General features: G+C 57.3%; 23 protein-coding genes. 10 read left to right on the forward strand and 13 right to left on the reverse strand.

The window, feature by feature from the left end; all coding sequences use genetic code 11:
* Positions 1 to 5: 5 nt before the first annotated feature.
* The 3 genes from glpX to GVI59_RS00700 all read right to left on the reverse strand — a co-directional run bounded on the left by glpX (position 6) and on the right by GVI59_RS00700 (position 3,665).
* The gene (gene glpX, locus GVI59_RS00690; RefSeq protein ID WP_173572385.1) at positions 6 to 1,004 is read right to left on the reverse strand and encodes a class II fructose-bisphosphatase; all 999 of its coding nucleotides are present in this window, start codon (positions 1,002 to 1,004) and stop codon (positions 6 to 8) included.
* A 97-nt stretch (positions 1,005 to 1,101) separates the two neighbouring features.
* On the reverse strand, positions 1,102 to 2,424 hold the full coding sequence (locus GVI59_RS00695; protein WP_173572386.1) for a homoserine dehydrogenase: 1,323 nt from the start codon (positions 2,422 to 2,424) through the stop codon (positions 1,102 to 1,104).
* A complete protein-coding gene (locus GVI59_RS00700) occupies positions 2,421 to 3,665 on the reverse strand; it encodes an LL-diaminopimelate aminotransferase (RefSeq protein WP_173572387.1) in 1,245 nt (414 codons plus the stop codon). The genes GVI59_RS00695 and GVI59_RS00700 overlap by 4 nt, the downstream gene beginning before the upstream one ends.
* A gap of 796 nt (positions 3,666 to 4,461) precedes the next feature.
* On the opposite strand from GVI59_RS00700, the gene GVI59_RS00705 reads away from it, so the two are divergent.
* Positions 4,462 to 5,781: an MFS transporter gene (locus GVI59_RS00705; RefSeq protein ID WP_173572388.1), complete on the forward strand. Its 1,320-nt coding sequence runs from the start codon at positions 4,462 to 4,464 to the stop codon at positions 5,779 to 5,781.
* Positions 5,782 to 5,796: 15 nt separating this feature from the next.
* Here the strand turns inward: GVI59_RS00705 and GVI59_RS00710 are convergent, their stop codons facing one another.
* The 6 genes from GVI59_RS00710 to GVI59_RS00735 form a co-directional block, all read right to left on the reverse strand.
* Positions 5,797 to 7,815 (reverse strand): FUSC family protein, encoded by a 2,019-nt coding sequence (locus GVI59_RS00710; RefSeq protein ID WP_242012854.1) that lies wholly within the window; start codon positions 7,813 to 7,815, stop codon positions 5,797 to 5,799.
* A gap of 384 nt (positions 7,816 to 8,199) precedes the next feature.
* Positions 8,200 to 8,751, reverse strand: coding sequence for a hypothetical protein (locus GVI59_RS00715; protein WP_173572389.1), 552 nt, complete (start codon positions 8,749 to 8,751; stop codon positions 8,200 to 8,202).
* 142 nt (positions 8,752 to 8,893) lie between these two features.
* The gene (locus GVI59_RS00720) at positions 8,894 to 9,517 is read right to left on the reverse strand and encodes a contact-dependent growth inhibition system immunity protein (protein WP_173572390.1); all 624 of its coding nucleotides are present in this window, start codon (positions 9,515 to 9,517) and stop codon (positions 8,894 to 8,896) included.
* A gap of 170 nt (positions 9,518 to 9,687) precedes the next feature.
* The gene (locus GVI59_RS00725; RefSeq protein ID WP_173572391.1) at positions 9,688 to 11,901 is read right to left on the reverse strand and encodes a TonB-dependent receptor; all 2,214 of its coding nucleotides are present in this window, start codon (positions 11,899 to 11,901) and stop codon (positions 9,688 to 9,690) included.
* Between the two features lie 224 nt (positions 11,902 to 12,125).
* Positions 12,126 to 13,448, reverse strand: a complete 1,323-nt coding sequence (locus tag GVI59_RS00730) for an MFS transporter (protein ID WP_173572392.1) — start codon at positions 13,446 to 13,448, stop codon at positions 12,126 to 12,128.
* A gap of 114 nt (positions 13,449 to 13,562) precedes the next feature.
* The gene (locus GVI59_RS00735) at positions 13,563 to 13,952 is read right to left on the reverse strand and encodes a DUF2809 domain-containing protein (protein WP_242012855.1); all 390 of its coding nucleotides are present in this window, start codon (positions 13,950 to 13,952) and stop codon (positions 13,563 to 13,565) included.
* 306 nt (positions 13,953 to 14,258) lie between these two features.
* On the opposite strand from GVI59_RS00735, the gene GVI59_RS00740 reads away from it, so the two are divergent.
* The 3 genes from GVI59_RS00740 to GVI59_RS00750 are packed head-to-tail and all read left to right on the forward strand — an operon-like array spanning position 14,259 to position 17,029.
* Positions 14,259 to 14,786, forward strand: coding sequence for a hypothetical protein (locus tag GVI59_RS00740; RefSeq protein WP_173572393.1), 528 nt, complete (start codon positions 14,259 to 14,261; stop codon positions 14,784 to 14,786).
* Positions 14,787 to 14,798: 12 nt separating this feature from the next.
* Positions 14,799 to 15,731 (forward strand): hypothetical protein, encoded by a 933-nt coding sequence (locus tag GVI59_RS00745; RefSeq protein ID WP_173572394.1) that lies wholly within the window; start codon positions 14,799 to 14,801, stop codon positions 15,729 to 15,731.
* Positions 15,732 to 15,733: 2 nt separating this feature from the next.
* Positions 15,734 to 17,029 carry a hypothetical protein gene (locus GVI59_RS00750; RefSeq protein ID WP_173572395.1) on the forward strand — a complete coding sequence of 432 codons (1,296 nt, stop codon included), beginning with the start codon at positions 15,734 to 15,736 and terminating at the stop codon, positions 17,027 to 17,029.
* A 431-nt stretch (positions 17,030 to 17,460) separates the two neighbouring features.
* Here GVI59_RS00750 and GVI59_RS00755 read toward each other — a convergent pair whose 3' ends face one another.
* The gene (locus GVI59_RS00755) at positions 17,461 to 18,366 is read right to left on the reverse strand and encodes an AraC family transcriptional regulator (RefSeq protein WP_173572396.1); all 906 of its coding nucleotides are present in this window, start codon (positions 18,364 to 18,366) and stop codon (positions 17,461 to 17,463) included.
* 95 nt (positions 18,367 to 18,461) lie between these two features.
* Here GVI59_RS00755 and GVI59_RS00760 point away from each other — a divergent pair, with 95 nt between their 5' ends.
* Positions 18,462 to 19,289, forward strand: coding sequence for an oxidoreductase (locus GVI59_RS00760; RefSeq protein ID WP_173572397.1), 828 nt, complete (start codon positions 18,462 to 18,464; stop codon positions 19,287 to 19,289).
* Positions 19,290 to 19,364: 75 nt separating this feature from the next.
* Here the strand turns inward: GVI59_RS00760 and GVI59_RS00765 are convergent, their stop codons facing one another.
* Both GVI59_RS00765 and GVI59_RS00770 read right to left on the reverse strand, forming a co-directional pair.
* Positions 19,365 to 20,156 carry an ABC transporter permease gene (locus GVI59_RS00765; protein WP_173572398.1) on the reverse strand — a complete coding sequence of 264 codons (792 nt, stop codon included), beginning with the start codon at positions 20,154 to 20,156 and terminating at the stop codon, positions 19,365 to 19,367.
* A 3-nt stretch (positions 20,157 to 20,159) separates the two neighbouring features.
* Entirely contained in the window at positions 20,160 to 20,768 is a 609-nt protein-coding gene (locus tag GVI59_RS00770; RefSeq protein ID WP_173572399.1) for an ABC transporter ATP-binding protein, read from the reverse strand.
* A 187-nt stretch (positions 20,769 to 20,955) separates the two neighbouring features.
* On the opposite strand from GVI59_RS00770, the gene GVI59_RS00775 reads away from it, so the two are divergent.
* The gene (locus tag GVI59_RS00775) at positions 20,956 to 21,720 is read left to right on the forward strand and encodes a glucose 1-dehydrogenase (protein ID WP_173572400.1); all 765 of its coding nucleotides are present in this window, start codon (positions 20,956 to 20,958) and stop codon (positions 21,718 to 21,720) included.
* A gap of 65 nt (positions 21,721 to 21,785) precedes the next feature.
* Here the strand turns inward: GVI59_RS00775 and GVI59_RS00780 are convergent, their stop codons facing one another.
* A complete protein-coding gene (locus GVI59_RS00780; protein WP_173572401.1) occupies positions 21,786 to 22,592 on the reverse strand; it encodes a transglutaminase-like domain-containing protein in 807 nt (268 codons plus the stop codon).
* A gap of 191 nt (positions 22,593 to 22,783) precedes the next feature.
* On the opposite strand from GVI59_RS00780, the gene GVI59_RS00785 reads away from it, so the two are divergent.
* The 4 genes from GVI59_RS00785 to dnaQ are packed head-to-tail and all read left to right on the forward strand — an operon-like array spanning position 22,784 to position 25,817.
* The gene (locus GVI59_RS00785; RefSeq protein WP_173572402.1) at positions 22,784 to 23,611 is read left to right on the forward strand and encodes an N-formylglutamate amidohydrolase; all 828 of its coding nucleotides are present in this window, start codon (positions 22,784 to 22,786) and stop codon (positions 23,609 to 23,611) included.
* Positions 23,611 to 24,516, forward strand: coding sequence for a shikimate dehydrogenase (locus GVI59_RS00790; RefSeq protein ID WP_173572403.1), 906 nt, complete (start codon positions 23,611 to 23,613; stop codon positions 24,514 to 24,516). Before GVI59_RS00785 ends, GVI59_RS00790 begins: the two co-directional genes overlap by 1 nt.
* Before the next feature lie 6 nt (positions 24,517 to 24,522).
* A complete protein-coding gene (gene coaE, locus GVI59_RS00795; protein ID WP_173572404.1) occupies positions 24,523 to 25,125 on the forward strand; it encodes a dephospho-CoA kinase in 603 nt (200 codons plus the stop codon).
* Positions 25,122 to 25,817 (forward strand): DNA polymerase III subunit epsilon, encoded by a 696-nt coding sequence (gene dnaQ / locus GVI59_RS00800; RefSeq protein WP_173572405.1) that lies wholly within the window; start codon positions 25,122 to 25,124, stop codon positions 25,815 to 25,817. Before coaE ends, dnaQ begins: the two co-directional genes overlap by 4 nt.

Below are 25,817 nucleotides of genomic sequence, written 5' to 3' on the forward strand. Positions count from 1 at the left end.
AACAGTCAGGAAACGCTCCAGGTCTTGGTATTGTAGTTGTGATAGCCTTCAATGAAGCGAAGTGTGCCGGACTTTGAACGCATCACCAGAGAATGCGTCACAGCACGGTGCGGCATACGCTTCACGCCCTTCAGCAGGAAGCCGGTGGTGACACCCGTGGCGGAGAAGAGCACATCGCCGGAAGCCAGATCCAGCAGTCCGAGCTTACGGTCAGGCTGCTTGTTCGGGTTCATCTTCTGGGCGCGTTCACGCTGGGCATCATCTTCAAACATCAGGCGGGCCTGCATCTGGCCACCCATGCAACGGACAGCCGCCGCCGCAAGAACGCCTTCAGGCGCGCCGCCAGAACCGGCATAAATATCAACAGATGAGGTCTCAAGGCAGGCAGCAATGCCCGCCGCCACATCGCCGTCAGAGATAAGACGAACACGGGCGCCAGCTTCGCGGGTCTTGGCGATCAGCTCTTCATGACGTTCACGCTCAAGCGCGCACAGCGTAATGTCGCCAATATGACGACCGCGCGCCTTTGCGAGATTGCGAAGATTTTCACCGATCGACGCGTCAAGGTCGATCACATCGTCAGGAAGACCTGCACCGACAATCAGCTTGTCCATGTAGACATCTGGTGCGTGCAGGAAGTTGCCACGTTCGGCCAGCGCCACGACGGTAATCGCGTTCGGCATGTCCTTGGCGCAGAGATTGGTGCCTTCCAGCGGATCGACCGCGATGTCCATTGCGGGACCGCCAGCGCCAACCTTCTCGCCGATATAAAGCATCGGCGCTTCGTCCATCTCGCCTTCACCGATGACGACTGTGCCATCAATGGCAACCGTATCGAAGGCCTTGCGCATGGCTTCGACGGCTGCGCCATCAGCGTCGTTCTTCTTGCCGCGACCGGTCCAGTGTGCGGACGCCACAGCGGCGGCTTCCGTGACGCGGACCAGCTCGAGAGCCAGATTTCGGTCCGAGACGACGTAGGGGTGGGAATTCGTTTCGGCCGACATATCTGTTGCTCCGGTCAGAAAAAATGACGTGGCTTAAAGCCTCGTTAAGGAAGTAGGGTACCACCCGAAAGAGATAAGGTCGAGGGGCGCGACGTGCTCAGAAATCCTCGATACGGATCAGGACAGGCTCCGCTGACACTACATCCAGAGCAGCAATGCGCTGACGGGCAGCCTGCATTGCGCTTTCATCAGTCGGATGCGTGACCAGCACCAGCGGGACATCCTGAGCCTGCCTGGCCGAAGGATGCTGGATCATGCTGCTGAGGGAAACACCACAGTCACGCAGGATGGCGGTAATGTCGGCAATGACGCCAGCACGGTCGGCCACGCTGAGGCGCAGGTAGAATGCGCCGTGCCACTCGGACGCCGGACGGCTCTGCGTGACTTTCAAGGTGGCCACATCGGTGCCCCAGACCGGGACAGTGTTGCTGCGGGCAATGTCAATGATATCGGCAGCGACCGCACTCGCAGTCGGACCTGCGCCAGCGCCACGGCCTTCAACCATCAGACGGCCGACAAAGGTGCCTTCAGCAATGACGGCGTTGAACACGCCATCGACCTGAGCAATCGGGGTTGCTTCCGGTACGAGGCAGGGGGCGACACGGGCTTCAACGCCGCGATCCGACTGACGGGCCAGACCGAGTAGCTTGATGCGATAGCCAAGTGTGCGGGCAAAGGTCAGATCGAGTGCGCCGATGCTGCGGATGCCTTCGACATGCACGCTGTCGAACTGAACGGGCTGACCGAAGGCGAGGGAAGCGAGGATCGTCAGCTTGTGGGCTGCGTCGATGCCGTCAACGTCTGTGGAGGGATCGGCTTCTGCATAGCCCAGTTCCTGCGCCTCGGCGAGAACGTCGCTGAAGTCACGACCGGTTTCCCGCATCGCGGTCAGGATGTAGTTGCAGGTGCCGTTCAGGATGCCACCGATGGAAAGCAGGCGGTCGGCAGCCAGACCTTCACGAACGGTCTTGATGGCGGGGATGCCGCCAGCGACAGCGGCTTCAAACAGCAGCGGCGCATTGTTGGCGGCGCTCAGACGGGCGAGGCTGTCGCCATGCACGGCCAGAAGCGCCTTGTTCGCCGTCACTACAGCTTTGCCAGCTTTCAGAGCGGCTTCAACCAGCGCACGAGCCGTGCCGTCGGAGCCGCCGATCAACTCGACAACCACATCCACATTCGGATCAGACGCCAGATCGACGGCATTGCTGTGCCAGGTGAGGGCGCTCAGGTCGATCCCACGATCACGTGTCTTGTCGCGGGCGGCGACAGCCGTGATTTCAATCGGGCGACCGGCCCGCTTTGTAATGATATCCGCGTTGTCACGCAGGAGAATGGCAAGACCGGCACCTACTGTGCCGAGACCCGCAACGCCAAGGCGCAGCGGGGTTTTGGAAGCGACGTCTCCTTTAGACGAACTCACGACGCGGTATCCTCCAGAGCAGACTGTTTCTGTTGTGGGCCCTGTTGGCTGGGCCCGTTAATGCCGTTGGCGTTCAGGAAGCCCTTGATGGCGCGGGTTGCCTGACGCAGACGCTGGGTGTTTTCCACCAGACCGATACGCACGAACCCTTCGCCGTGCTCACCGAAGCCGAGACCCGGCGCAACGGCGACGCCAGCTTCCTGCAGCAGCAGCTTGGAGAAGGCGACGCTTCCCATATCCCGGAACTTTTCCGGGATCGGCGCCCAGGCGAACATGGAGCCTTCCGGCTTGGGAACATCCCAACCGGCGGCGTGCAGGCCACGTAGCAGCACATCACGACGGTCTTTATAGAGCTGACGGATTTCCGCCACGCAATCCTGCGGACCACTGAGCGCTGCGACGGCGGCGACCTGAATTGGTGTGAAGGCGCCGTAATCGAGATAGGACTTGATCCGCGCCAGCGCTTCGATCAGGCGCGGGTTGCCGGCGGCGAAGCCCATGCGCCAGCCCGCCATCGAATAGGTTTTCGACAGAGAGGTAAACTCGACGGCGATATCCTTCGCGCCTTCGACCGCCAGAATGGAGGGCGGCACGAGATCACCGAAATAGATCTCGGCATAGGCCAGATCGGAGAGGATAAAGATTTCTTCGCGACGGCAGAACCTGACGATTTCCTTGTAGAAATCGAGGTCAGCCAGATACGCGGTCGGGTTGGATGGGAAGTTGACGATCAGTGCGGTCGGCTTCGGCACTGAATGACGCACGGCACGCTCAAGGGCGCGCAGCATCTCGTCATCGGGATAGGCCGGGATGGAACGCACGGATGCGCCCGCGATGATGAAGCCGAACTGATGGATCGGGTAGGACGGGTTCGGAACCAGAATGGTGTCGCCGGGGCTTGTGATGGCCGAGGCCAGATTGGCGAGCCCTTCCTTGGAACCCAGTGTCGCGATGACTTCCGTATCCGGATCAAGCTTTACGTTGAAACGACGGTCATAATAGCCAGCCAGAGCCTTGCGCAGACCGGGAATACCACGGCTGACCGAATATCCGTGACTGCGTGGGTCCGCGACGGTCTCCACAAGTTTCTTCACGATATGCGAGGGAGTCGGGCTGTCCGGATTTCCCATACCGAGGTCAATAATATCCTCGCCCCGCGCTCGGGCTGCGGCCTTGGCTTTGTTGACCTCCGCGAAAACGTAGGGAGGAAGGCGACGGATACGATGGAACTCTTCGGTCATGACCGGACTGTCCTGAGTGGCTCTTACGGCTCTTGCTGCCAGAATGGCGGGGAAAAAGGTATAGGAAGGGATGAGGGTGGTGGCAAGGTTCCGACTATCAGCGGGCGTCGCTCTTCCGGCTCCATGATGTCGGGATTCATCTGAGCCGTAAGAATATTGAAAATACGTGTATCAAAGTATATTGTTTCTATATCGAAACGTCTTGTGCTATCACACCCATGACCGCAGGGAATTCTCATGACTGGTAACAGCCGTCTCGTCCGTCGTCTGGTCGGGTGCGTTACTGTCATGATGAGTCTTGTCTGAGGAATGACTGAAGTCCGGGCGTAGCCACTTTCCTTCAGTCACGTTTATGTTTTTGGTGATAGCCACAGTGATAACAGGGCTGCTCTGGCGTTCTCGGAGGAAACCGTAAAAGCGAAAATCCCGGATACGATCGTGCTGCCCGCTGCACCGGAAAGCGGTCTGTATTGGCGATGGAAGAACTGGTCCGTTCCAGCAAGGATCAGGTCTGGCCAATGTGGGGGTGCCCTGTCAGATCACGCTACCCAAACCCCGGAAAGCCTGTGCAAAACCTGATGCTTATCTGTGGTGAGATGAATATCATCCGACACGCCATGCTCATGCCCTGATAGCCACACGAATGGTTGAAGCTCTGCAACTGCCCTGATTTTGCCAGTGATTGCATGAAATCGGAGATCCACTCCGTTTCACTCTTTGCCGGAACTATTGTTTTGTTGCCTCGTCTCATGCTCTGGATGAGAACAAGAAAAACAATAAGAACCGGTGACAGGTCATGCCAGAGCAAAACGTCATTGAGACGCATCCGTCTCAGGACATTCGTCTGAATCAGATATTCAGCAAGGTTACGCTGCGGCTGATTCCCTACATCTTCGTCTGTTATCTCTTCAACTATCTCGATCGTGTGAATGTCGGCTTCGCCAAGCTGAGCATGCTGGACAGTCTCCACATGAGCGAGACGGCGTACGGGCTTGGAGCGGGGATTTTCTTCCTCGGCTACATTGCCTGCGGAATTCCCAGCAATCTCATGTTGGCGAAAATCGGGGCCCGGCGCTGGCTGGCGCTGATCATGGTGGTGTGGGGCTGGCTTTCAACCAGCCTGATGTTCGTTGAAACAACCACGGGCTTCTACATCCTGCGCTTTCTGACTGGCGCTGCGGAAGCCGGGTTTTTCCCCGGCATGGTGCTCTACCTCACGCAGTGGTTTCCAGCGCAGCGGCAGGGCAGGGCGCTCACCCTTTTTATGGCGGCCATTCCGCTTTCCGGTGTGTTGGGAAGTCCGCTTTCCGGCCTCATCATGGATTGGTTCAGTGGAAACCGTCACGGATTTGAAGCCTGGCAGTGGCTTTTCCTTCTGGAAGGACTGCCGACAGTGCTGCTTGGTGTTGGTATGTTTCTGTTCCTGCGTGATTCCGCCGAGGAAGTTGCCTGGCTGGACGCAGAGGAAAAGAGGCTGCTGTCAGAGACGCTGACTCAGGATCGGCAAAATCGCCCCAGACAGGCCTCGGCCAGCTTTTCCGAAGTGGTGCGCAGTCCGGCCATATGGATGCTGGGCCTGCTGTATTTCTGTATTCAGAGCAGCGTGTATGCGATCAATTTCTGGCTGCCGACCATCATCAGAAACATCGGTTTTCACGATGTAGGCGTCATCGGATGGGTGAGCGCCATTCCCTATCTTGGAGCCTGTTTTTTCATGATTGCGGCCGGGCGTTCTTCAGATCGACGCCGCGAACGGCGCTGGCATCTCGCTGTTCCGCTTTTTATGGCTGGCTTTGGGCTCGCCTGTTCCGCCGCTTTTCACGATAACGCACTGCTCTCGGTTGCGGGGCTGACCATCGCCACAGCGGGGGCGCTGAGCGGTCTGCCGCTTTTCTGGCCACTGAGTAATGGTTTTCTGAGCCCCGAGGCTGCTGCCGGTGGTGTGGCGCTGATCAATTCACTGGGGCAACTGGCCGGTTTTCTCAGCCCGTATTTCGTGGGCTGGATCAAGGATGCAACGGGCAGAACCGATATGGCCCTTTACGGACTTGTGGTGCTGGCCCTGCTGGGTGTGACGATCGTTCTGAAAATTCCGGCGGAACGGGTCAGTCGTTGAAACCCGACTGTGCCCTCAGGTCTTTTCGGCTGCCAGCGCTGCCAGCAAGGACAGTGTCTCTTTCAGATCGGCTTCACTGAGTCCGGTTTTCTTTGTCAGTGGGCCAGCCTGAACGACGGCGGAAAGAGCGGCTCTTTCTTCCGCTCTCAGCAAAAGGCTGGCGTCGTTATACTCCAGCCACCAGACATTGGCGGCTCCCGCAAGCCGCCTGAGCATGAAGAGAATGTCGCCGCATGTTCTGAGATAATCAGACCTGCGCAGCCCCTCCAGACGCGTCTGCTGATACAGGACTTCGGCCTTCGTTGAGAACGTGCCAGCCTCACGCCGGGCGTGCTCGATTTCATGCCAGGGCGCTTTTTCTTCCCGTGCCGCCAGCATGGCGTAGCGAAGGTTGGCAGCGACCGCCGCCATGATCTGTTCCGCCAGAGAGGGTGCTTTCGCTTCCGGCCAGAGCAGGACGCAGGCCGCCAGTCCCACTAGGCTGCCGATGGTGTTGTTGGCTGCCCGTGAAAGCGCGACGTCCCAGCCATGAGTCGTGCTGACAAGATCGGTGACGAGCACGAAAAGCTGGGTCATGAACATGACGCACAACGTGTAATTCACGCTTCGCAGGGCAATGGTGACAGCGGCCAGCGGAAAGATGAGCAGCAGGATCACCGGCATGGGCAGCGTCACACCCATGATGGCCGCAAGAAGGCCGCCCGCCACACTGCCCGCCACCCGCTCCAGTGCGCGGGGCAAGGTCACGTTCACACTGGGCTGGATGACCACGACCACCGCCATCATCGCCCAGTAGGCGTAGGGCAGGTCGAGCCAGAGAGCTATAGCGTAGGCAATCAATACCGCCACTGAAAGCCGCGCCGCGTGTCTCAGGAAAATGGCGTTCGGCCAGCCTTGTCTCCTGGGCAGAGCCGGACTGGTGGCGATCTGCTTACCCTCTGCTGTGGTCTGCCACGTCTGCTGAAGGTCCGTGAGGGCGTCCGCACACAGATGGGCGCACCGGGCAAACAGATCACCATCACGCGGGCCAGCGGTACGCAGGAAACGGATCTGACGGGTCAGGCATTCAGGCCGGGGTTGCGGACTGGCGATTTCGCGTGCCGCGCGCCTCAGGGTCGCGGCAATCAGTCCGGCTGTCCGGCGAGCGATCGGGGGAAGAGGGGCCGTAAAGGCGGCATGCTCGAAACCCATGGCCGCGACGAAAATCCGGTCGCCCGCTTCCACAGTACGCAGGAGCGTTCCGTGCGTGCGACTGTTCAGAACGTCAGCCGAAAGCATCTCCACGCGTTTGCGGGCCTGCTCGATCCGGTTGCGGATATCGCGCCTGTAGGAACTGATCTCATGGTAGAGCGCGTCACGATCAAGCGCGTTATGTTCCGAGAGCAACGGAAGCCGACTGATCATGTTCGCCTGCTCACGAAAAATCGCGGCGCAGGCCTGTCTTTGCGGAACATACGGATCGACGGGCCAGGCAAAGATGCAGATCAGGGCGGCCCAGACAGACCCGCCGACAAACATGCCCGCAAGATGCACGCCTCCCAGCGGTGTCTGTGGATAGCAGACCGCCACCACGGCGACGATGGCGGCGAGAACGCTGATCTGCGTGGCGACCGGTCCACGCTGACGCGCCAGTCCGCAGATGAAAATACAGACGCCCAGAGCGGTGAACACCGGCGCCAGACCATACCCTGAGGCGACGGAAAGCAGCCCGGTTATCAGCGTGCCTGAAGAACCGAATTTCAGCAGGGTCGCAAGCCTGAGGCGCATCAGGCCGCCGGGATCGACAAGGCAGGTCCAGAAGGCGGCGAAGGCCGACCAGGCCATGAGTGGCATATCCAGGTACCAGGCCAGCAGCATTACCGAACCGACGGCGACGCCCGCCCGCAGACCTTCGCGCACACCGATCTGTTCCGGCGTGATGCTGATGGCGCGCACGCCAAGCCAGTGCGTCACCGCAGGGGGCATCATGCCGCCGGCCAGTTGCATGGTGAAACGGTTGAAGCGTCGGCGAAGAGGGAGGGTACTCGTTTTCATCGGACCGAACGCAATATAAAAAAGTGAACTGTCACGATAGTGTGAGGCTGCAACAAAGGCGAGAATTATGTCGCAGAACGAATGGCGAAAGCCCTGTGGCACGTTCTCCGCATCCACGTCATGAAAAGACCATGGAACACTCAGCCTGCATGTATGCCGACTGGCTTTTTCCTAACACTGGACAGAACATGCGCTGCCACGGCTCAGAGGTCGCTCTGGTAGTCGTGGCCTCAGAGTTGACCGACTTGTCGCGCGTTGTCGTGAAGTGAATTCGTTCTCAGTGATTGAACGTCATCCTGTGGCGCGAGAGTTGGGGGCGCAAGAGTTGGGTCATAAGAGTGCCTGACCGGGGAAATAGGTGACAGAGCGAGGCATTGCATCAGCCTACAGATAATTGGGGCGGCAGACATTGAGAGCCCGAATGGCGACGTCTCCGAATTCCTGATTGCTGGCATTGAATGATGTATGAAAGACCTTCCCATGGTTCTCGTTCGAATACCAGGCTGAATGATTGGTTCCCCGTCCCTTCGATGCGGCGAACCGGACCTGATCCGTCTGCTCAGGTTCCCAACAGACAAAAACCAGAGCGGATTTGGTCTGTGCGTCCCGCCAGTCCTTGAAGCCGTATCTCTCCTGAACCCGGGTCCAGAATTCCATGTAGAGCGGAGCGGATTTTTTGTGTTCCGCATCGATCTTTTCCTGTGGCAAAGGATATCCACCCCACTCCATGAAAAGATCCCGGCTTGTTTCAAGGGCCTTTTTCAGATTTTCCCCGATCCATTCCGGCGTAGCCTCCTTGCGATCGATAAATGTGGACCACCCGCTGACAGAGAAAAAACTGCCACCGCGATTATCCATCGAAATCACCGCCACGTACTTTCGCGTACGGATCAGATGCGCATAATGTACGATACCGTTTGCACCCGGAGCGACCATTGTCAGGCAATATCCTTCACTTTGAAATCAATGGTTTTGCCTTTAGCAGCGACACGGACTTCCGCCTTCTGAAGAGCCAGACAGATCGCTTTCCACTGCTCTTCGGTGGTCCTTTATCTATGCTGATAGGGAGACAAATCCGTCACGCCTTCTCCTCTCCCCATGGAAGCGGAAGCAACTCGGGCGGCGTGTTGATCTTCTGCCGCCCCGGGGCCTCGCAGCGTGAAAGCGCGACCCTTACCGCGTAGCCCAGTTCCTCGTCTGAAACAGACAAAGGAACATGCATGTGCTTGTCGGCATATTTCCTGTCTTCGGGCCACGCGCGATGAGTGCCGGTCAACCGTTTGCTCGCTCGTAGAATGACGAAATCATCGACAAGATAATGCCAGGATGAAAACACCAGATCGCATCTCCGTCCGGCCTGATCTATATCCTTGTAACCGTAACTCCGGGCAATATCGTCCTCGAAAGCCAGACGCCTGCGATTGGAAACTTCTTTCATGGCTGCAATGGCCTCACGATCAAGGCAGGGCACTCCCGGTTTGTTGAAATATTCGCTGCTCACCAGGGCCTTGCGGAAGTTTTCCCCGATCCATGCGTCTGTCGCATCGCCCGGCGCATGGGCGCACCAGCCTGTCCGGGAAAAATACTGTCCTCGCCAGATTTCCATCGATTCAATGGAGATATATTTCGGAGACAGAATGATGGCTGCGCTTTTGTGATGAAGCCAGCGAATCCGCTCGGGCGTGAGATAGGTCTGGTTCATGAGGTGGCATCGATTCCAAAAGCAGGAGGCTTGCGCCCGTTCTTCTCATCAGCCGCGATCTTTACAACGGCTCCATAATAAGCCTCGCAAATCCACGACTTAGTGGCAACAGAGGTCCGGAAGCGCGTAGCTCACTCTTCTTGCTGGCCCTCTGATTGTCACAGATACAATCAGAGATCCGTGGTGAAGGAGAACTTGAAGGTTCTCGGCAGACCTTCCAGCAGATAGCCGTTGAAAGCAGAGGACCAGAAGCGGGTGTTGGCGAGGTTATCCACGCCAAAGCGCAGTGTCAGCGGCTTTCCGTAAGCGGCGAATGTATAACGCGCGGCGAGATCGAAGCGGGTCCAGACGGGCAGGTGAGCCGTGTTCTCCACATTGACCATCTGCTTGCCGGTATTGACCACGCGCCCGATAACCGTCGCGCCCTTCAGGAACGGCAGGTCATATTCAAGATTGCCGTTGATGGTGTAGTTGGGAATGCCGATTGCGGTATGGCCATTGTTGACGCCGCCCTGGGTGCGTTTCAGGTCGGCGTCGATGAGCGTCAGGCCGCCGTTGAAGCGAAGCCCCTTGATGATCTCGCCATTGACGGTGAGTTCCATGCCCCGGTTCCGCTGCAAGCCATCCTGACGGAAGATCAGCTCTCCGGTGTTGCCATAAGGCTCCGTGTAGGAATTCGGCTGGGAGATCTGGTAAAATGCCAGCCCGACATTGAAACGCCCGATGTCATATTTTGCGCCGACTTCGTACTGAACACTCTGATAGGGCGCGAAGATCTGGCCCAGATTGACGACATTCGCACCTGTCGCTTCCGGTCCTTTGGAGATACCTTCAATCCGGTTGAAGTAAATCGCGGTCTGACGCGTCGGATGAATGACAAGGCCGACAACAGGTGTAAACGCGCCCTTGTTGTATCCGTCCTGAAGAGAGCCATTTGTCGAATAATTGTAGCTGTTATCGAGGATATTCTGATACCGGAACCCGGCTGTCAGGGCGATCCGGTCATGCCAGAACGTCATCGTGTCGGAAAGATACAGGCTATACAGTTTGGTCCAGTTTGAACGGGTAGGGTCTTTGATATTGCCGCCCGAAAAATTCTGCTCAGGGGCCGCGAGTTGAGGCGTGTTGTAAAGGTTGCTGTTGAGCGGCGCGGCGTTGTTATAATACATTGAATAGGCCGTGCGGGTTTCTTCCCACACAGCCGAACCGCCCGCGTTGATTTCATGATGAATCGGCCCCGTATCGACATGGGCCCGAACGCCGGCTCGCGTGCTTTCATTATTCTGCTGATATGGCACGTACATGGAGCCAGCAGTGGCGGCGCCGGTTGCCGCATTGTTTACCGTGAGAGTGGAATAATTTCCCTTCTCATCGCTGCCGAGCGCCCCGAAAGCACCATAAATGGTAATATGTTTTCCGAAGTCATGCTCGATATTCAGCGTGCCGAACAGATAGTTCAGATCAGCATAGGTCCAGCGCTGACCGAAATTGTGTGACGGCGCCACCGGACGGGGAACGGTGGTGACACCGGAACCGAGAAAAACACCGCCACGGCCATCCTGAACATTCTGGTTCTGGTAGGCCATGTTGAGATCAATGCGGGTCTTGTCGTCATGCCAGTCGAATGTGCCGCCAACAACCGCATCGTGCCGCCGTTCATGGTCGATGGAAGTCTGACCGTCCATGCCCGCCGCGTTCAGACGGAACCCGAACGCCTTGTCCTGACCAAAACGCCGACTGAAATCGACTGCGCCGCCACCCTGTCCATTGCTGGTGTAATCGCCTGTCACACGGTTGAGGTCGGTCTTTTCAGCGTGTTTGAACATCAGGTTGATGTTGCCGCCAATGGATGAGCCGCTGGGCGCTGCGCCATTGAGAAACGCACTGGCGCCATTTAGCACCTGAACCTGATCATAAAGCTGAGGCGAAACAAGCTGACGGGGAACGACGCCATAAAGTCCGTTGATCGAAATGTCGTCGCCATTCACGGGGAAACCACGAATGACGAACATTTCGGAGAAGTTGCCATAGCCCATGGTCGTGCGGACCGAAGGGTCATTTTCCAGAACCTGCCCAAGTGTCTGGGATTGCTGATTGAGGATCAGGCTGGAGTTGTAGCTGCGGATGTTGAAGGGAACATCCAGCCCTTTCTTCGTCCCGAGCGCGCCGAGCTGACCGCCGCTGGTCACTTCCATGCGATTGCGTCGCGCCGCACGGATGACAATGTTTTCGGTTTTGTCTGACTGAACAGTGGGCTTCACACTGGCCGGGGCTGCTTTTTCGGGCTGCTTTTTCGTGTCAGGCTCCGCCGCCAGACTGACCGGAATAAAACTGCATGAGGCGAGCAGGATGGATAGCAGACGGGATGCGGACTTTGCAGCCATGGGATGAAGCGTCCTGATGTGCGGAAAACGGCTCCTGCGGGCGCATCGACCCGGGAAGGGGTGCTTTGTTAATGATAATCCGTCTCAATTGCAAGAGATCGGTCATGGGTGAAGTTTTTGGACTGGCGGCTGACGGTTCTGCTCGGCGAAGTCCTGCATGATCTGACCTGATGTCGATGCGCAGCGAAAAACAGAAGATGCTGGCAAGAGATCCTGCGCGAACCTTACGCTGGTGAACCGTCTGCCCCTTTCCTGCGCCACGCCAGAAGACAGACAATCTGAAAACACACAGCCCCGACCGGCAGCCAGATAAACCCGGCAGTTATCCACGATAACAGTTCGCGGGGCTGCGTGGCTCCATCCGCTACGTAATGACCCCATGACAGAAACTGCGCCAGCACAAATCCGGTTATGCCCATTGCCAGTTTGGTGACCCATGTGTTGATCGAATACGCCAGTCCCGCAGAGCCTGTTGAGGTGAGATGATCGCCATCATCAACGGCTTCGGCCAGCAGAGTATAATACAGCGGCGACATTGTCCCTTGCGCCAGAGCCAGAAGGGCCGCGGAGAGGACAAATCCCGTCATCGACGCGCCCGCCAGAGCCATTACGAGATAGGCGACAATCTGGGTGACGAGACACACAATCCCTGCACGCACAGCCCCCAGACGTTTGGCGAGCGGAACACAGGCCGGCACGCCCGCAAACAGCAGAATGGTGATGCCGGTGATGATATTCGCGCCCGTCTGCTCCGAACCACCAAGAATGGCGCGGGCGTAATACAGGGCAAATCCGAAAAGCGCCGCTTGTCCCACAAAATAAAAGAACGCGAGAAGATTGCTCAGAACCCAGGCACGGTTCTTGCAGAGATGACACAGTGTGACCACGAGGTTCTGTCGAACAGGTGCGGGAGGATGCCGGACAGTGCAGCCTCGCGCCACACAGAACCATAATGCGCTTCCCAGCACCGACAGGATCAGTACATAGACCGCCATTCCATAACGATGCTGTGCCGGGCTTGTGCCTCCACCAAGCCAGCTAATGGCTGGAATGGTTGCAAGCGCTACAAACAGCGATCCAGCCTGACACCCCATCATGCGGAACGCATTAAGGCTGGTTCGGTCAGTTTCAGAACGGCTGATCATGACAGCCAGCGCGCCATAGGGCGTGTTGATGCAGGAATAGATCGCCCCGAACACGATATAGGTCAGCCCCGCCCACAGGATTTTACCAACAGGAGAAAGCGGCAGGGCCAGAAAGCAGAAAAAGCCGGTTATGCCGAAAGGAATTGCGAGCCTCTGGATCAGACGCGGCACAATCCGTCCGCCCATACGGTCCACAAAGTAACCGATGGCCGGGTCACAGAACGCATCGACAATACGGGCGACCAGCAGGATCCACGAGACAGCGACAAGGGGGAGGCCGTAAATATCCGTGTAATAATACATCAGATAGGATGAGGTCATGCCCCACATCATGTTGGATGATACGTCACCACAGCCATAGGCCGCCTTTTCTTTCAGAGAAAGCGCCTGTTGTGGCTGCATGATTCTGTTTCCCTGACAGTGCTGAGTGGCTCAGACGCTATCATGGGTGGAGGAGGTGGCAAAAGCCTTAAAAGGGCGCAGGATTTTTGAAAGAGGGAAGCTGTCTGTTTGCCGCTATTTTCCTGTTGCATCCCATCTCAGGCTCAGGAAAGTCATTGTAGCGATTGCAAACGCGTAGAGCCCGAGATCAATGAAGGCGAAGTGGTGGCCTAGCAGAAAGCCACCGAAAGAGCCTGAACGGAAACTATCGAGCACAGGCGTGTGAAGCAGCTTGAGACATTCGGTAGCAAAAGCGACGACTGTTGCGATAGCGGCTGTGCGGAGAGGATGTCTCTGTCGAGACAGAAGTGTGACGATGCACCAGATCATAGCGCCCCATAACCATGAGCCGCCCCATTTTGTGATGAAATAGGGAAGACCAAGCGGGGCTTTTCGCAAGATTATGCCGGTTGCGATGACGAGAAGCAGCAGTAGCAGGACGTGACGGCGTGGGGTTCGTTGCATCAGTGAAGACTGTCGTGGTGTGGGTAATTACGTTCAATGAATAAAGTAGAAAACTCATTTTCCGAGCAAAATTTAGTGAGGCATATTGGTTCTGCTATCGTCTGATAAGGGGGGGGAAGGCGGCCTGTCCGCTTCGCGATGCATGTTTTCAAAAGCGGATCTCAACGGCCCCCTGTGCGGTTCAGTCTATGATGACGCCAATATTCGATTGCAGCTATTCTCTGCTTCGTCATACAGATTATGTGTATGAAGTAATTGAATCGGAGATCTCACCGATCAGGTCCGATCGAGCTGAAGGAAACATAGATGCCAAGCGGGGATCAACGAAGGCAAGGCGACCGCGAACCAACAGACGAAGGAGACACGCCGTCCCAGCGTCCTTCGACCGAAATCGTTCACACCAATATTACCCTTGCGAACAACTACAGGCTAGAGTTGAGCAAGACGATGCTGGCGCTCTCGGCGGCGCTATTCGCGTTTACAACTTCATTCCCACCTGCCTTGATGCGCATCGATTATCCAATGATTCTCGCCTGCAGTTGGATTGCGCTCGCTATATCAACAATCGGCGGCCTCTTAAATCTCTACGGCTGGGAAAAATTCTACATCAGCTATCGCGACTATCATCGCGACTATTGCTGTGGGAAAGCTTATCGTAAATGGATCACGCGCGGACGTCGGGTGGCGCATATCGCCCAGATGCTGGGGTTGATCGTCGGTATCAGCGTCTTGGCTGCATTCGTATTCGTCAATCGTACAAATGTGAAATTGGCTGAGGCAAAGGAAACCAAATCGACAACCGACAATGTTTCGGTGGTCAAGGTTTTTAAGTAGAGGGGACGAGGCATGGCGATAACTTGGGGGGGAATAAAAGCCTTCATTGCTACTTTAAATGCTTACAGTTTCAGCTCAAGAAAGAAAATAGAGGTTTTAGAACACTCCACTTGGTGCGCACGCCGAAGCCAACGGGTCGCCGAGCTTAATGCGATTCCAGGGATGCCGGTGGGCATGCCAAAGGCAAACGTCGATACGATTTCCAAGAATGCTTCCCGGGCGATGTGTGTGGTGAATATCTCTTCTGAACATGTTCCCGGCTTTTGCCATGGCGGCTCGCACGCCTATCTTAACGCTTATGACCTCGTCCGGCTCGGCAAAAATCCGGAAGCCGTCTCAAGAACCCGTAAACGGGTCGACCAAGCCTTGGCGGCACTTGTTAGGCAACAGGCGGAAGATATCTACTTTGTCGCGGCAGAGTTGAACGGCACCGGCATTCGCTTCTATGGTGACATTTGCCTTGTGCTGCAATCCGCTGAGAATCTGGCAGGGTCGGTGATCCTGGAAAGCAATTCCTACGACCTCGTCCGTGCACCGAAATCGGCCATGACGAAGACAGACGCTGAACTGCAACGGGAAGCTCGGAATATGTCGGGCCACTGGGGTAAGGACCTGTCCGACATCGCAGCCATCAAGATTTTTGCGTATCGTCAAAGCCAAAGGCGCCTGACGACGGGCCAGGTCTCCGACGGCTTGCTTGATGATGAGGATTATATCGAAGTGCTGCGGGTCGGATCCTTCTCTGTTAAGGACATTAAAGAGGCGAGGCTTTCTGCCGCGAGTGTTGCTCAGGACGGCCGGATCGATGAACGGCTTCGCTCCGGCCCCATACCGGACGCGGCCTCTCTCAAATGGCGCAACCAACGACGCCAGGCTGAGAGTTCATTGGTTCATTACGGCGTGCCCGTCCGGGTCGTGTCGACCACATCGCGAACGAGGCCCTGACCATGAACCCGACCGAAAAGTGGTATATAGACGCGCTGGATCCCCGATCGGGCCGTGCTTTCGCAAGTTATCGTAAGAATGGTTTGCAAGATGTGATGGATCTTGACGCCGCGGAGGTAACATACTTCTTGGAGCCGCCTGCTTTCGCCCCTGTCCAAGTAAGCCGCAGCATCGCCTTTTCCGCGACGCGCTACCAGTTCCAAGCAGGTTTGTTCGACGAAAATGGTGAGCTTCCGTTTAACCAGCTAGACGACGTCATGGAGTTCGTGAGGAGATCCTATCTACGCCGTGGGGGAGGTGCTGGCGGAGGACCGGAGCCAGGCGTCACCCCGGAGCCACCACCAGGACCAACCGAGGGTCCGGCGGACCTCACGGGCGAGGATCCGCTCATTGATCTGCGTGGGATCGTCAAGCAGTTCAAGGCACTGGAGGTCAATATACCTCGCGGCGCGGCCGAGCCGGTCGGGTTTATCGATACTGAGCCAAAAGGAAGCGGCACCTTCGCAAAACGGCGCCTTGGTCGCGGTGCGCTCGCATTGGCGCTCGAGCAGATCGCTGTCTTTCAGCCAAACGGCGACTTCGAAAGTTCGACAAGACAGAGATCAAGATTGCTACGGCTCTTCCAAGCAATTGCATCCGCGGGATTGGCGGAGGAAGCTTATGCGGCTGCGGAAGGTAACACGGTGATAAAAAATTGGCTCACCCAACAATTTGATCACCTGAAACCTTTCGAGCCGTATTGGCCTCTTCCCGAGAGTGTCGACACTTCAAAGATTATCCCTTCGTTAATCCTCGCATTTCTGGCGACCGGGGGGGGCGACGCCGACCTATGGTCCGAGGTTTTGCACGGATTTTTTGAGCCCGATTCTTGGCGTTGGTTTGGTCAGTATTTCAGCCAGCGGGAAGACGATCCGGTCGGGCTTCTTGCGGAGCTTGCAGTCCCCGCGGAGTTAGCAGATACCTACAAGGCTCAGGCTCAGGCTCAGGCTCAGGCTCAGGCTGATGCTCCGATGTCTGTCGGCCAGTTCCTGTTTTCGTTTCTCGCAGCCCCTCAGCTTGCCGCGGAGAAAAGCGACCTCGCGATTGAAGTCGCGCTGTTCGCATCCGCTTGTCTCGTTCTACCCTCGGTCCAGAGTCGGCTTCCCGATCACGGCATTTATCGTTGTGAAACGCGCCACCGAGCCGAACTCGTTGCGTTCGAAGCCGAAAAGTGGCTTCGTGGGAACATGCCCCAGAAAATTTTCTCGGAGGTGGCTGAAGTCCTTCTCACCGAGCGCAACCAAATGGCGGTTGTCTAGCCATGACCTATTGGGAACTCTGATTTGGCGAAGTTGAAGAATACAGAGGAGAGTCTTGTTTTACGGACAGGTGAGTAAGATACAATCCTACCTCAGAGAGGACGGACGTGCGATATGCGGCGGAGTTCAAATCACGGCGTGCCCTTGAGGCGCTCCGTGGGGAACTTGGCGTCAAAGCATAGCGGCGAGCTTCTAGTGGAATGGGATTTTTGCGCAATGCCTCTGTTCGATTTGGCGTGATCAGTGGCGACAGATGTCCGCTATCGAGATGCACGGAGAGGCGCCCTATGTCCGACATGAAGGCGACTTCCGCGTGTCTGCTTCTGTACCACTGAACAGACACGCGGCTAAATAGGAGAAAACGATAGGTGGATCCGCTAAAATTCATCAAATAGCTAGACAGCCTCAAGGGCAAGATTTTTACTTCAAATCTAAACCGGTTCTCCCAGATGCCTCCGCATCCATTTGGCTTCTTCAGTCGGGCTGCGATGGAAATGGCGCTTGAAGTCCCGGCTGAACTGGGCGGGGCTGGCATAGCCGACCTCGGCAGCAATCATGGCCATCGAACCCTTCCGCCGTGCCACCATCAGTCTGGCTTCGTGTAACCGCAAAGCCTTAATGTACTGGATCGGGGTTGTTCCTGTGAGGGACTTAAAATCGGTGTGATAGGAGGAAACGCTCATACCGGCCGCTGCCGCAAGCTCTGGTACAGACAATCCTTCATTATAGCGTTCGCGGATCAGTGTCAGGCTGTGCACGATCCTGTCTGTCGTGCTGTTGCCGCGCAGCGCTGCCATCAGTGCGTCACTCTGCGGACCGACCAGAACACGATAATGCAATTCGCGGAGTAGCCCCGGGCCAAGAATGGCGAGTTCCTGCGGATGATGGAGAGCATGAAGCAGACGCTGGAGCACATCCGTAATGGAAGGCACCATCCGACTTGAAACCAGACTTTTTGCCCGCGCTCTCTTGTCATGACCGACCTGTCCCTCCAGTGCTGTCACGATTTCAGCAGCCAGATGCAGGTCAAAATCAAAGTAAATGGCGAGCAGAGGTTGCTCGGGACTGGCCTGCGACGCCATTCGAAAAGGCACAGGAACCGAAACCGCAAGGTAGTGGTCGGCGTCATAGCGGTAGACCTCGCTATTAAGGAAACCCTGTTTTGTCCCTTGCAATACAAAGACTGCACCGGGGCGATAAAGGACGGGTACATCTTCAAGGGTGGTCTCGGAACGCAGGATGCGGATACCTGGCAAAAGCGTGGCGTTGTAGCCAGTTCGCGGTGCGAGTTCGGCGGCTAGCGCAAGGAGCGGAGAGGATGTAGAGCGAGGAATCATAGGATCAGGCAAGAATATCAGAGGAACCGCAATAGATAACGCACCAGTTCAGTATTATTGATCAAGGCATGAATGCAATCAGACAGAGCAGGGCCATGCCGAAGCAGACTTTTTTCATCACAGGTGCTAATTCAGGGGTCGGGTTGGCCATCGCCCAAGCCGCCCTTGAAGCGGGTCATCAGGTGATTGGTACAGTCCGGTCGCAAACCGCAAAAGCGTCATTGCTGGAGCGACTGCCGGATGTCTGCGCAGTCCTGTGTGACGTCACCGAGTTCGATCGCATTCCCGCCATTGTCGCACAGGCAGAAGAAGACCACGGTCCGGTCGACGTGCTCATCAACAATGCCGGCTATGGACATGAAGGCGTGCTCGAGGAGTCTCCTCTCGAGGAAATGCGCCGCCAGTTCGACGTCAATGTCTTCGGAGCTGTTGCAATCGCCAAAGCCTTCCTGCCGCGTTTTCGCGAACGGCGTAACGGGTTTATCGTGAACGTGACATCGATGGGTGGTCTGATCACCATGCCGGGTATCGCGTATTACTGTGGCAGCAAATTCGCTTTGCAGGGCATTTCGGACGTTATGCGAGCAGAAATGGCGCCCTTTGGAGTTCATGTCACGGCGCTGTGCCCCGGATCATTCCGCACAGACTGGGCCGGGCGCTCGATGGTGAGGACCGAGCGCTCGATTGAGGACTATAATACTCTGTTCGATCCGATCCGGGCTGCCCGACATGAGAAGGACGGTAAACAATTGGGCGACCCGGCAAAACTCGCCGCCGCAGTGCTTGAGCTTGTTGCTTCGGACGCGCCTCCACCGCAACTGCTTCTGGGCAGCGATGCTCTGCGTCTGGTTCGTGAACGGATCTCCCGTCTGGAAAAAGAAATTGCAGATTGGGAGGAATTAACCCGATCGACAGACGGCTGATGTTTCCAGAGAGTGGTGGCTGCTGTCAGGAGGCGGATTTTCCGAGTCAAATGTCCAACATGTAGGCGAAACCAGTCACCGAATCCTCTCCAACCTCAACCGCCCGCGCTCATCCGTCAGATGCAGGCACGTCAGCACTGCCGCCAGAGTGGCTCCGGCGAGGTTGCCGAAAATGACAAGGCTCATCAGCACAATCTGATAGCGGGAGGCAGCGACGGGGCTCATTCCGGCAAGCAGCTGTCCGGTCATGATGCCGGGAAGCGTGACCAGTCCGGCGGCCGACATCTGGTTCAGTGTCGGAATCAGCGCCGTGCGCAGCGCCTTGCGGATGGGGTCTTCCAGCGCTTTCAGGCGTGTCGCGCCGAGCAGAATGCGGGCTTCGATGGCTGAGCGGTCCCGCGTCACTGCGCTCAACAGGCTGTTCAGGGTGAGACTGGTGGCGTTCATCACGTTGCCGATAATCAGCCCGGCCATGGGAATGGTCGCACGCGCGGCGAACAGCGGGTGAGGGCGCAGGCTGGTAAGGAAGCCCATCGACGTCGCCAATGCTGCGCCAAAAAGGATCGAAGCGCCCGCAATGCCGTAATGCCAGCGTGGCGTCATGCGTGAGGTCTGACGATTTCCAGCCTCGAAGGTTCCGGCGCACAGGATCACGGCGAGGACGGCGAATGTCAGGAACAGCGATGTCTGTCCGAACACAAAGAGCAGCACATTCCCGATCAGCAGCAACTGCACCGACATGCGCAGGGCGGCGATGACGATGGACCGACCGGTTTTCAGAGCCAGTATCTGCGAGGCAAGCGCGCAGGCGAGAATGAGGCAGGCCGCAATGCCAAGATCAAAGGGCGTGATAAGGGCAGGGGACATGCGTCAGGCTACCTCTTCCAGCCGACCGTCCCGCAGGATGGCGCGCCGGTCGGCCAGACGTTCAACCTGAGCAGCGTTATGCGACACCAGAACAATGATCCGGCCTTCATTTTTCTGGTGCATGATCAGGTCTTCGATCAATGAAGTGGATTGAGGATCAAGAGCTGAAGTCGGTTCATCCAGAAGCAGCACCTGCGGATGATGCAAAAGCCCTCTTACAAGCGCCAGCCTCTGTCGCTCGCCGGTTGAGAGGCCGCGAATTTCAGCGGCCAGCATGCGTTCAGGAAGGCCGACCGCCTCAATGAGCGTGCGGGCCTTCAGAGTGTCCGCAATGTGATCACTGACGCTCTCGCTCCACCATCCCGGTTCCGCCGGAAAGTAGGCGACGCGCTGCCGCCAGACATGGCCGGACATGCTCAGGGAGTTTTCGCCATCCAGAATGAGCGTGCCGGTATGGGGATCAAGGTCCGCGACCAGACGTAGCAGCAGGGATTTACCGCTGCCCGAAGCGCCGGTGATGGCCAGGCATTCGTTATGTGCGACATGAAAGGTGACCGGACCGACCCGCTCAGACCTGAGTTTATCGGCAATCAGGCCGGTGTTTTTGCTCATGATATGGTTTGTAGCGAAACGGGGGTAAGGCCGCAATTCCACTGAAAATGCTGCGTTTTCATGTTGAACAGGCAATAAATACAAAAGTTTAATATCGTGAAATTGACGAAAATCATGGAGCGGGCTGCCGTGATGCGTGTTTGTTTCCTCCGCAGGTCAGGCATCTGCTGTTCAGGGGAGAACGCAAATGGCACGCGTAGCGGGAAAAGTAGCGATTATCAGTGGTGCGGCTTCGGGCATCGGCAAGGCGACCGCCATGCTTCTGGCCAAGGAAGGTGCGTCCGTTGTTATCGGTGATCTGAAAGAGGAAGACGGTCAGAAAGCCGTTGCAGAAATCGAGGCGGCAGGCGGCAAGGCGCTGTTCGTCAAGCTAGACGTCAGCAAGGAAGCTGACTGGAAAGCGGCGATCGACGCAACGATCGCAAAATTCGGAAAGCTGGATATTGCGGTCAACAATGCGGGCATCGCTTACACGGGGACCGTGGAGAGCACCGATCTTGCGCATTGGCAGCGTGTGATTTCGATCAACCTCGACGGTGTGTTTCTTGGCACGAAATACGCCATTGAAGGCATGCGCAGGCACGGCAAGGGCGGGTCGATCGTCAACCTGTCCTCGATTGAAGGTCTGGTCGGCGATCCGACACTCGCCGCCTATAACGCCAGCAAGGGCGGTGTGCGGTTGTTCACCAAATCATCCGCTCTGCACTGCGCCAAGTCCGGCTATGCGATCCGCGTAAACTCGGTGCATCCCGGTTACATCTGGACGCCGATGGTGGCGGGCCTCACCAACGAGGAAGCGGAAGCCAGACAGAAACTGGTTGATCTGCATCCGCTCGGCCATCTTGGCGAGCCGGACGACATCGCTTACGGCATTCTGTATCTTGCATCCGATGAATCCAAGTTCATGACGGGTAGCGAACTGGTCATCGATGGCGGTTATACCGCTCAGTAACGAACAGGCTCAACGTCCGCTGCACAGCAACGTCAGAGGGCGTTGATCCTCTGTCAGAAGCCGGGCTAGCCGACTTCCAGCGTCGTCACGTTGAATGATGACAGCATGTGGGGACCAAACGATGTGGAGATCGCCACATCGGCGGCGTCCCGCCCTCGTGCAATGACAATCCGACCGATACGCGGCTCATTGTGTCGCGCATCCTGCGTGTACCAGCAGCCGTCCATCCAGACTTCGAACCACGCCGAAAAATCCATCGGATCAGGCAGGAGCGGCACACCGATATCGCCCAGATAGCCTGTGCAGTAGCGGGCGGGAATGTTCATGCAGCGGCAGAGTGTGACCGCCAGATGTGCGAAATCACGACAGACGCCGGTGCCTTCACTCCATCCTTCCCACGCCGTCCGGGTGCTGCGGGCATTGGCGTAACTGAATTTGATGTGATTGTGCACATAATCGACGATAGCCTGCACGCGTCCCCAGCCGGGAGCAATATGCCCGAACATGGACCACGCGAATTCGGACAGCACATCTGTCTCGCAGTAGCGGCTGCCCATCAGGAAGACGAGCAGGTCGGACGGCAGGTACTCCACAGGCGTCTGGATCGCGCCCCACCCCTGTTTTTCGGGCAGGCCGCTGTCGTAAATCGTAAAATCAACCCAGGTGCGGAACCGTCCTGCGGGCGCCAGAAGGCGAGTGCAGCGATTGCCGAACCCATCAATGTAACGCTGTACCGGAACAAAGGGGTCGATCGAGGCCCGCTGGGGTGTCAGCAGATCATTTTCCCGCTCCGGCCGAATGTCCAGCATCAGAACCAAAGGTGTTGGCGCTGGAAAGTCTATGGAAATGTCGTAACCGGCTCTGATTTCCATGAATTCTCTTTCCTTTTCGGGTGCGCAACAAATGCGACAGTGGCGTTTTTCGCAACAGATGTCACGATGCTAGTCTGTAACGATCTTCGGGTGCTACAGTTCTCTGAAGAAAATACTGTCTGCCCTTGAAGAAAGGCATGGCTTGTGTGAGTCCGGGCAACCAACCGTCTCAATGCGAGCATGGATGACCGATGACCGATAAACACGCCCAGCTTTCCGCCTCGTCATTCCTGACGCCGGAAGATCCATCACCCGTTGTCGTGCATGGCGGGACCGATCCCCGGTCTCCTCTGCTGCTTGTCAGCGACCATGCGGGACAGGCCATTCCGTCGGCTCTGGGAGATCTGGGTGTGCCTGAAGCGGAGCGGGCCAGGCATATCGGCTGGGATATCGGCATTGACGGGGTAGGGCGGACACTGGCCGATCTGACCGGCGCCCTGCTGATCGAACAGAGTTATTCCCGTCTTGTGATCGACTGCAATCGCGCGCCGGGCCACCAGACCGCCATCGTGACTGTTAGTGACGGAACACCGGTGCCAGCCAATCAGGATGTGAGCGCGAAGGAAGCGGCTCTTCGCACACAGGCCATCTTTGATCCCTATCAGACCCGTATCGGTGAAGAACTGGATCGACGTGAAAAAGAAGGGATCGAGACTTTTCTCATCGCCCTGCACAGTTTCACACCGGAAATGCAGAGTTTCAGACGACCATGGCACTGCGGCGTGCTGCATAATCATGACCCGCGTTTCGGACGGATCATCATCGACTGTCTGAGCGAGGAAGGGCTGACCGTTGGAGACAACGAGCCTTACGAACTGACGGATACCAGCGATTACACGGTTCCTGTGCATGGGGAACGTCGCAGGATTCCTCATGTCGAGATCGAAATCCGGCAGGATCTGATCACGGCTGAAACCGGCCAGAAGGAATGGGCCGAACGGCTCGCCCGCATTCTGCCTGAAGCCATAAAGCGCTATCATGAGCAGTATGGCAGCCACCCCGCCACGGAAGCTGAGTGATGAGTGAGTTCCGCATTACCGGCAAAGCGAAACTGGCTGGTGTGATCGGGTATCCGGTGACGCATTCCCTGTCGCCCGTGCTGCACAATTACTGGCTTGCCCGGCATGGGATTGACGGGGCCTACGTGCCTCTGTCGGTTGCACCGGACGCTTTTGTCATTGCCGTAAAAGGTTTGCAGGCTGCTGGCTTCAGAGGGGCGAACGTCACCATTCCCCATAAAGAGGCCGCCTTCGCCATCGCGGACGAGGTGGACCCGATGGCCCGCATCGCGGGGTCAGTCAACACGCTGGTGTTTCGTGAGGATGGCTCCATCCACGGTTCGTCCACGGATGGGTTTGGCTATGTTGCGAACCTTGAAGCGGATGGGATTGATGTGTCCGCATTGGCCAGCCGGGGACCAGCGCTACTGCTTGGAGCAGGCGGGGCTGCGCGTTCCATCGCGACAAGCCTGCTGGAGAAAGGGTTCCAGGTCATTTTCTCCAACCGGACTGCCGAGCGTGCAGACGGGCTTGCGAAGGAGCTTGATGCGGCATGGCGGCGCAATTTTCCGGAAGGTGATGCGCCCTGGCTTTCCACCATCGCGTGGGATGAGTGGGAAGAGCAACTGGGCGACATGGCGCTTCTCGTGAACACGACCTCTCTGGGGATGCAGGGCGGTCCTGCTCCTGACTGGGCTCCGAATCTCAGCAAGGCGTCCCGGCATCTGGTCGCCTCGGACATCGTGTATGTCCCGCAGGAAACGCCCTTTCTCAAGGCTGCCCGGGAGCTGGGGCTGACGACATCGGGCGGACTGGGGATGCTGCTGCATCAGGCGCGTCCCGGCTTCAAGGCATGGTTCGGCGCGGACACGGAGGTCGATGAGGCCACGGTCGCGTATATTCGCGCGGCTCTGAGCAGGCGCTGAATCTCCATGAAGGTCTTGGGGCTTACCGGCGGGATCGGCATGGGCAAGACGACAGTGGCCCGTATGCTCAGCCGGGCCGGTTTCCCGGTTTTTGATTCGGACGCCACAGTGCATCGTCTGCAGGGGCCGGGAGGCGACGCTGTTCTGCTGATTGGAAAACTGATTCCGGCTGCGCTGGTGAAAAATGCGCGCGGCGAGTTTTCGCTGGATCGACAGGAACTCAGAAAAGCCGTGATGGCGCATCCTGATCTGATCAAACAGCTTGAGAAAATCATTCATCCTCTGGTGTTCGCCGCTCGTGATCGGTTTCTCAGACGATGTCGTCACAAGGGAACTGACTGGGTTGTCATTGATGTCCCTCTGCTGTTTGAGACTGGCGGAGACAGACGGTGTGACAGGGTCGTGGTCGTTTCAGCGCCGCGTCGCACACAGATCGCCCGGATTGCCCGCAGACGGGGCATGACACCGGCGGAGGCTCAGAGAATGATCGCTCGCCAGATGCCGGACCACGAAAAACGCCGTCGTGCGGACGTGGTGATTCGCACAGGACTGTCGATGGCTGATACAAGGCGCGAGGTGAGGGCACTGATCAGGGAAATGCGCGCATGAAACGCTCGGTTCTGTTCGATACGGAAACTACGGGGCTTGAGGCGACAAAAGGCGACCGTGTGATTGAAATCGCAGCGCTGGAATTGCTGGGCGATCTTCCGACCGGCAAGACGTTTCATGTCCTGATCCACCCGGAGCGCGATATTCCGGAAGAAGCGTCCCGTGTGCACGGTCTCAAGCTTGAGGATCTGGAAGGCAAGCCGAAATTTGCCGCTATAGCCGATGACTTTCTGGCGTTCATTGGCGATGACGAACTGATTGCGCATAACGCCAGCTTCGATTTCGGATTCATCAATGCCGAGATGGAGCGCGTGGGCAAACCGCCTCTCGACCCGTCGCGCAAGGTCGATACGCTGGAACTCGCCCGCGAGCGTTTCCCCGGCATGCCCAACAGCCTCGATGCGCTGTGTCGTCGTTACGGCATCGACCTGTCGGAACGCACGACGCATAACGCGCTGCTCGACTGCAAATTGCTGGCCGAAGTCTATGTGGAGCTCATGGGTGGGCGGCAGCATGGGCTGGGTCTGGGTGGCACGGATGGCAATGAGTCACCGGTCGCACGCTATGCGGGGCCGGGCACCAGAACGCCGGTTCTGGTTCAGCCTGATGCGGAGACGCTTGCCGCACACGCAGCTTTTATCGGAAAACTGCCTGATCCGGTCTGGACTGCGGGCGAGAAAACGGAAGGCTGA

Source organism: Acetobacter sicerae, from assembly GCF_011516765.1.
In the GTDB taxonomy this organism is placed as follows: domain Bacteria; phylum Pseudomonadota; class Alphaproteobacteria; order Acetobacterales; family Acetobacteraceae; genus Acetobacter; species Acetobacter sicerae.

Excerpts from the sequence above, each read along its gene's own strand:
- glpX (WP_173572385.1), bottom strand. The coding sequence starts at position 1,004 with ATGTCGGCCGAAACGAATTCCCACCCCTACGTCGTCTCGGACCGAAAT.
- GVI59_RS00700 (WP_173572387.1), bottom strand. The coding sequence starts at position 3,665 with ATGACCGAAGAGTTCCATCGTATCCGTCGCCTTCCTCCCTACGTTTTC.
- GVI59_RS00705 (WP_173572388.1), top strand. The coding sequence starts at position 4,462 with ATGCCAGAGCAAAACGTCATTGAGACGCATCCGTCTCAGGACATTCGT.
- GVI59_RS00710 (WP_242012854.1), bottom strand. The coding sequence starts at position 7,815 with ATGAAAACGAGTACCCTCCCTCTTCGCCGACGCTTCAACCGTTTCACC.
- GVI59_RS00715 (WP_173572389.1), bottom strand. The coding sequence starts at position 8,751 with ATGGTCGCTCCGGGTGCAAACGGTATCGTACATTATGCGCATCTGATC.
- GVI59_RS00720 (WP_173572390.1), bottom strand. The coding sequence starts at position 9,517 with ATGAACCAGACCTATCTCACGCCCGAGCGGATTCGCTGGCTTCATCAC.
- GVI59_RS00725 (WP_173572391.1), bottom strand. The coding sequence starts at position 11,901 with ATGGCTGCAAAGTCCGCATCCCGTCTGCTATCCATCCTGCTCGCCTCA.
- GVI59_RS00730 (WP_173572392.1), bottom strand. The coding sequence starts at position 13,448 with ATGCAGCCACAACAGGCGCTTTCTCTGAAAGAAAAGGCGGCCTATGGC.
- GVI59_RS00735 (WP_242012855.1), bottom strand. The coding sequence starts at position 13,952 with ATGCAACGAACCCCACGCCGTCACGTCCTGCTACTGCTGCTTCTCGTC.
- GVI59_RS00740 (WP_173572393.1), top strand. The coding sequence starts at position 14,259 with ATGCCAAGCGGGGATCAACGAAGGCAAGGCGACCGCGAACCAACAGAC.
- GVI59_RS00745 (WP_173572394.1), top strand. The coding sequence starts at position 14,799 with ATGGCGATAACTTGGGGGGGAATAAAAGCCTTCATTGCTACTTTAAAT.
- GVI59_RS00750 (WP_173572395.1), top strand. The coding sequence starts at position 15,734 with ATGAACCCGACCGAAAAGTGGTATATAGACGCGCTGGATCCCCGATCG.
- GVI59_RS00755 (WP_173572396.1), bottom strand. The coding sequence starts at position 18,366 with ATGATTCCTCGCTCTACATCCTCTCCGCTCCTTGCGCTAGCCGCCGAA.
- GVI59_RS00760 (WP_173572397.1), top strand. The coding sequence starts at position 18,462 with ATGCCGAAGCAGACTTTTTTCATCACAGGTGCTAATTCAGGGGTCGGG.
- GVI59_RS00765 (WP_173572398.1), bottom strand. The coding sequence starts at position 20,156 with ATGTCCCCTGCCCTTATCACGCCCTTTGATCTTGGCATTGCGGCCTGC.
- GVI59_RS00770 (WP_173572399.1), bottom strand. The coding sequence starts at position 20,768 with ATGAGCAAAAACACCGGCCTGATTGCCGATAAACTCAGGTCTGAGCGG.
- GVI59_RS00775 (WP_173572400.1), top strand. The coding sequence starts at position 20,956 with ATGGCACGCGTAGCGGGAAAAGTAGCGATTATCAGTGGTGCGGCTTCG.
- GVI59_RS00780 (WP_173572401.1), bottom strand. The coding sequence starts at position 22,592 with ATGGAAATCAGAGCCGGTTACGACATTTCCATAGACTTTCCAGCGCCA.
- GVI59_RS00785 (WP_173572402.1), top strand. The coding sequence starts at position 22,784 with ATGACCGATAAACACGCCCAGCTTTCCGCCTCGTCATTCCTGACGCCG.
- GVI59_RS00790 (WP_173572403.1), top strand. The coding sequence starts at position 23,611 with ATGAGTGAGTTCCGCATTACCGGCAAAGCGAAACTGGCTGGTGTGATC.
- coaE (WP_173572404.1), top strand. The coding sequence starts at position 24,523 with ATGAAGGTCTTGGGGCTTACCGGCGGGATCGGCATGGGCAAGACGACA.
- dnaQ (WP_173572405.1), top strand. The coding sequence starts at position 25,122 with ATGAAACGCTCGGTTCTGTTCGATACGGAAACTACGGGGCTTGAGGCG.